Origin of the sequence: Butyrivibrio sp. WCD2001, assembly GCF_000424485.1 — a bacterium.
Lineage (GTDB): Bacteria > Bacillota > Clostridia > Lachnospirales > Lachnospiraceae > Butyrivibrio.
In genome coordinates, this window is sequence record NZ_AUJZ01000043.1 from 1 (window position 1) to 4512 (window position 4512).

Sequence of the window (4512 nt, forward strand, 5' to 3'; positions counted from 1 at the left end):
ATTTGGATAGATACAAAAATAACATCAGAAAGCGGCAACTATGCACATGGATACACCTTTATCAGGAACCTGTTATACAACGAAGGTGCAAAGCTGCAGATTGTTGACGGCGTGCTGTCAGTCGTTCCAAACATTGATTATGCAAATACAGATGATTTCATAGTTGATACTGACCAATTTAAGGCAAAGAGACAGTATAACTCCCTTACCAGAATGCACTGTATGGGGCAGGGAGATCTTAGGGACAGATATACCATAGATTTGTATTTAGATAACAACGGGGGCTTACTGCCATATTGCCGTGATAATCCGGTAAAGGATAGTGATTACTATTCAGACCTGGAAAAGCTGTCTCAATCAACTAATCCAGAAGATATCAGCAATTACAACTTGATAAAAGACAATGTTGTACCCGGAATAAATGAGATATCTGAAATATATGACTATCCCAACGCTCAAACCACTTACCATTATGTGCTGCTGACTAGTAAGCCTGCTGACTGGGATACGGATCTGAATCCAGAACTGCCAATATCTGACCAAAACAAAAGATATGGATTTCAAAATTATTTCTACCAGGAATATAGCGAAGAAAAGGAAGCAACATCATATAAGCAGTATGAACGTCCCAACCTTGATACCCGGTACGATTTACAGTTTTCTATGCCTGGCGATTGGCTTTCTAATTTTGCCAACTATTACGAGCAGAAAGCTAATGGCTATGTCAAAGTCAGCGCAGTATCGGCCTATGACGTTGTAAACACAATGCCCACAGGATGGTATGAAGGCGCATATTCTAACTACTACCAGCTTATCGGCAGTTCGTACCAAAGAGTATCTTTAGTATCCGGCCAGATATTAACAACGTCGGAGCCCGAAAACTGGAGTACAAACTGGAAACAGTACACTTTGGCAAACGGGGATCATGTTCCTTCGATTGTGCCGCAACCATATTATAAAAAACTGGCTACTAAGCCTGCTGATTGGAATTCTAATTACGGCAATTATTACGGGCAGGATGGTATTGGCAATTATACGCATATTGCTGGAGTAAGTAAGACAAAATATAAAAAGCAGACTAAGAAACCTACGGACTGGGCTACAAATTACAAGCGCTATTACAAAAAAGCGAATAATAAGTATGTAGCGGTGCAGGCAACTTCGGATAAAAAGGCGCCAAAATGGGAAAAGGGTAAATATTATACTTCTTACACTGTGACAAGCGCGCCGGAATTTGTGCCAAATCTTACTTATCAGCTCGTCCAGGATCCTGAACATGCTCCTGTATGGGCGCCCGGAACATATTATACGAGCGGTAAAGTTGTCCCGACCTGGGGAACTATTACAGTCTACAAAAAGCGCACTGTCCCTACATGGCAGACAAACAAGTATTACACTGCTGTGACATACCAGCCCTTACCCCAATGGATAAGTAATTGCGCATATACGCAGTATGAAGACCATTACCAGGCACTTATTGAAGGTGCACTGAAAAAGATTGAGGACTATCGCAAGCAGGACACTTTGGACGTAAAACTGGATGAAAAACAGAGCTATGACATTAACGATATTATCGGCGCTTCGGATGAGGTAACTGGTATAAGCGTCAGAGAGAGAATTGTCCAGAAGATAATCAAGATCCAAAGAGGTGTAGTCTCCTTTGAGTATAGGAGCGGTAAATAAAAGACAAATAAGGGGTGATTCTTATGACTTGGCAGAGGTTTAAAGCACAGCCACATGAGAGAAAATACAACAAACACGACGGAAATATCACGCCCAGACTTTGCAGGATATGTGGGAAGCCTACCGACAACGGCAGCCACACCTGCAGAAGTTGCAGGGAGTTCCTAAAAGAGCAAGCTACAGAGAGGAGTGCTAAAGAAAATGAACACTGAAGAGATTAAGCAGGCCATTGTGCAGGATATTGGAGTCCCTGCAGACCTTCTTACAGGCGAAAGCCCAGAAGAGCTCATTGCACAGTCAAAGGCTTATCTGGCCTATAAAAAAGACATTCTGGAGAAGAAGGAACAGACACCACGGGAAGTATTCAAAGATTGGGTAGAAGGTAGGGACACCACCCCGATCGGGGAGCTGACAGCCCGACTTTCAGAGATTGAAACAGCAATCGCGCCCGGAACATATCCGGCAGTAAGTGACGGCGGGGAGATTGATGCAGGCTCATATAGGGAAACACCACGGGAAGTATTTGCAAGAAAAGCTCAGGAGCATTTTGCATATAACCCGTTTAAGGAAGGGCCCTGGATAAAGTTATGATAGGGGAAAAGGACCATGAAGACAGTAAAATGCGCTATTTGTGGCAGAGAATTTGAAACAAGCAGACCAAATAAAAAGTTCTGCAGCTTCACTTGCAAGGAAGCAGGGGCAAAACTGCGGCAAATGAAGTGGAAAGACAATAACAGTAACTATAACACGGAGTATATGAGAAAATACCGCGCAGCAAAAAAGGGGGAAGCAATATGATTAAAACATGTCCACATTGTGGGGGACCTGCATGCCTGAATTCAACTTTTAGTTTCAAACTTCGGAAATACTTTGTCGTAGTCCGTTGTGATATCTGCGGAGCCCAGGGAAAGGCATACGCAAGCGACAACAGCCCGGAAGGGGATAACTGGGACAGTGTTGCATGCAATGATGCAATAAATGCCTGGAATATGAGAGCAGGGGAATCCAGATGAGACAGCGGACTGACTACAAAATTTGCAAACATTGCGGGGCTAATATCGATATTGGAGAAGTGTGCGACTGTATGCGCCACGATTTGAACGCAGAAGCGCCTAGAAGGGCGTTAAAAGCAAAGCAAGGTACAATTTACCAATTGGAAATCATAAACGCCTTAAAACGGCAAATATGGGCTTATGAGAGCACGCATAATACAGCACACTCAAATGTGCATATTGATATATGCGTATAAATATATAAACATATACGCATAAATAAAATCACACTAACACTTACACATTTAAACAATAATATACGTATGTTTATGTAAGCACACGTGATATAATTATGTTGTTACTGTAAACACTCATTTTTAGGATCTCCGATGTTTGTAACACACAGCCCCAATTTGTTGCACTGAAAAGGCTTGTAGTTCCCAAAGGCTACAGGCTTTTTTATTTCTGGAAACGTGCGTATATGATATACTAAAATCGTATCTATTAATTGGTGGATGCCTTCTAAATACACGGAAACACTGAAGAGCCCTTAATGCGAGTAGGGGCTTTTCGTGTTTATATAATCTTTTGATTGCTGAAAACGTTTATTGACAGCTTAAAGCAGTTTATACTAATATCATCACAGGGCGATTCAGCCTAAAAGTTTTTTCATTTTTTTACCTGAAGAGTGCGAGAAACCGCACAAATACTAGATTTTCCAAACAACAAAAGCCTTTAAAAGGATCCTTTTTACACTGAATTATCAAATTGCGGCATTCTGGGCGTTTAATTTTAGTGCGAAGGTGATTTTTAAGCAGCCTTAAAAGCAGACCATTGTAAAATTTTATAAATACCAAAGGGGGCAGAAATGAAAGTAATATCAATTCTGAATCGTAAAGGTGGAGTGGGCAAAACCGCGACAGTGCAAGCACTAGGGGCAGGACTTCAGAAGAAGGGCAAGCGCGTATTGTTCATAGATCTGGATAGCCAGCTCAATCTGTCTTATGGCATGAAAGCAAATTGGCGTGCACCGGGAAGCATGGAAGTGCTGCAGCGAGAAGTGGAACCTGCAGAAGCGATCCAGCACACGGAACAGGGTGACATTTTGACAGCTTCAGAAGGACTGGCAACGGCAGACATTAAACTAACCGAAACGGGCAAGGAATACCGCCTAAAAGAAGCCCTGGAAGCCGTTAAGGGGAAATATGACTATGTTATTATTGACACCCCTGCACAGCTTGGAATTGTCACAGTAAATGCCCTGACAGCTTCGGACAGTGTTGTTATACCAGTGCAGGCGGAAGCATATAGCCTTATGGGATTCAATCAGCTTTATGCAGCCATTGATACAGTAAAGAAATATTGTAACAGCAAACTGAAAATTGATGGGGTATTGATAACCAGATTTGATAAAAGACCAGTAATTGGACGAGATATGCAGGAAAACATGCAGATAATTGCGGAACAGCTTCACACCAGATTGTATACACGTCCCATCCGTGAGTGTGTTGCAGTAAAGGAAGCACAGGCCCTGCAGACAAATATTTTCGATTATGCACCACGCTCAAACGCAGCTGAAGACTATGCAGCCTTTATAGAGGAATTATTGAAAGGGGGAAAATAAACAATGACATCTAAAAGAGAATTTAGGTCAACGCTTGGAACTATTGGCCCTATTGGAGCAGTTGACGCGTATATAAGTAAGCCCGTCCAGGAAGAGGAGCCAAAAGAGGAAGCTCCAACCGCGCAGGATCCGGCAGAACAGAAAAGCACAAAAAAGAGTACTACAAAAGAAATTCAGAAGATTGCAGAAAATATCCCTGAAGGGTATCGGCTT

Annotated in this window: 7 protein-coding genes; all 7 read left to right on the plus strand. The window is 42.3% G+C overall.

The features are described 5' to 3' along the window. Positions 1-1683, plus strand: a 1683-nt coding sequence (locus G630_RS25185; protein ID WP_044959775.1) for a hypothetical protein, incomplete at its 5' end; no start/stop codon positions are given. Positions 1684-1706: 23 nt separating this feature from the next. Continuing rightward, the gene (locus G630_RS0117565) at positions 1707-1895 is read left to right on the plus strand and encodes a hypothetical protein (RefSeq protein ID WP_026499346.1); all 189 of its coding nucleotides are present in this window, start codon (positions 1707-1709) and stop codon (positions 1893-1895) included. Next, positions 1885-2274: a hypothetical protein gene (locus tag G630_RS0117570; protein ID WP_026499347.1), complete on the plus strand. Its 390-nt coding sequence runs from the start codon at positions 1885-1887 to the stop codon at positions 2272-2274. Before G630_RS0117565 ends, G630_RS0117570 begins: the two co-directional genes overlap by 11 nt. A 15-nt stretch (positions 2275-2289) precedes the next feature. Beyond that, a complete protein-coding gene (locus G630_RS0117575; protein ID WP_026499348.1) occupies positions 2290-2481 on the plus strand; it encodes a hypothetical protein in 192 nt (63 codons plus the stop codon). Then, the gene (locus G630_RS0117580) at positions 2478-2696 is read left to right on the plus strand and encodes a hypothetical protein (protein ID WP_026499349.1); all 219 of its coding nucleotides are present in this window, start codon (positions 2478-2480) and stop codon (positions 2694-2696) included. Before G630_RS0117575 ends, G630_RS0117580 begins: the two co-directional genes overlap by 4 nt. Positions 2697-3543: 847 nt before the next feature. After that, positions 3544-4299, plus strand: coding sequence for a ParA family protein (locus G630_RS0117590; protein WP_026499351.1), 756 nt, complete (start codon positions 3544-3546; stop codon positions 4297-4299). 3 nt (positions 4300-4302) lie between these two features. Continuing rightward, a partial coding sequence (locus G630_RS22625; protein WP_044959776.1) for a hypothetical protein occupies positions 4303-4512 on the plus strand: 210 nt, incomplete at its 3' end.

Bases quoted from the DNA above. Each gene is read 5' to 3' on its own strand.
- G630_RS0117590 (WP_026499351.1), top strand. From the start codon at position 3,544: ATGAAAGTAATATCAATTCTGAATCGTAAAGGTGGAGTGGGCAAAACC.
- G630_RS0117580 (WP_026499349.1), top strand. From the start codon at position 2,478: ATGATTAAAACATGTCCACATTGTGGGGGACCTGCATGCCTGAATTCA.
- G630_RS0117565 (WP_026499346.1), top strand. From the start codon at position 1,707: ATGACTTGGCAGAGGTTTAAAGCACAGCCACATGAGAGAAAATACAAC.
- G630_RS0117570 (WP_026499347.1), top strand. From the start codon at position 1,885: ATGAACACTGAAGAGATTAAGCAGGCCATTGTGCAGGATATTGGAGTC.
- G630_RS0117575 (WP_026499348.1), top strand. From the start codon at position 2,290: ATGAAGACAGTAAAATGCGCTATTTGTGGCAGAGAATTTGAAACAAGC.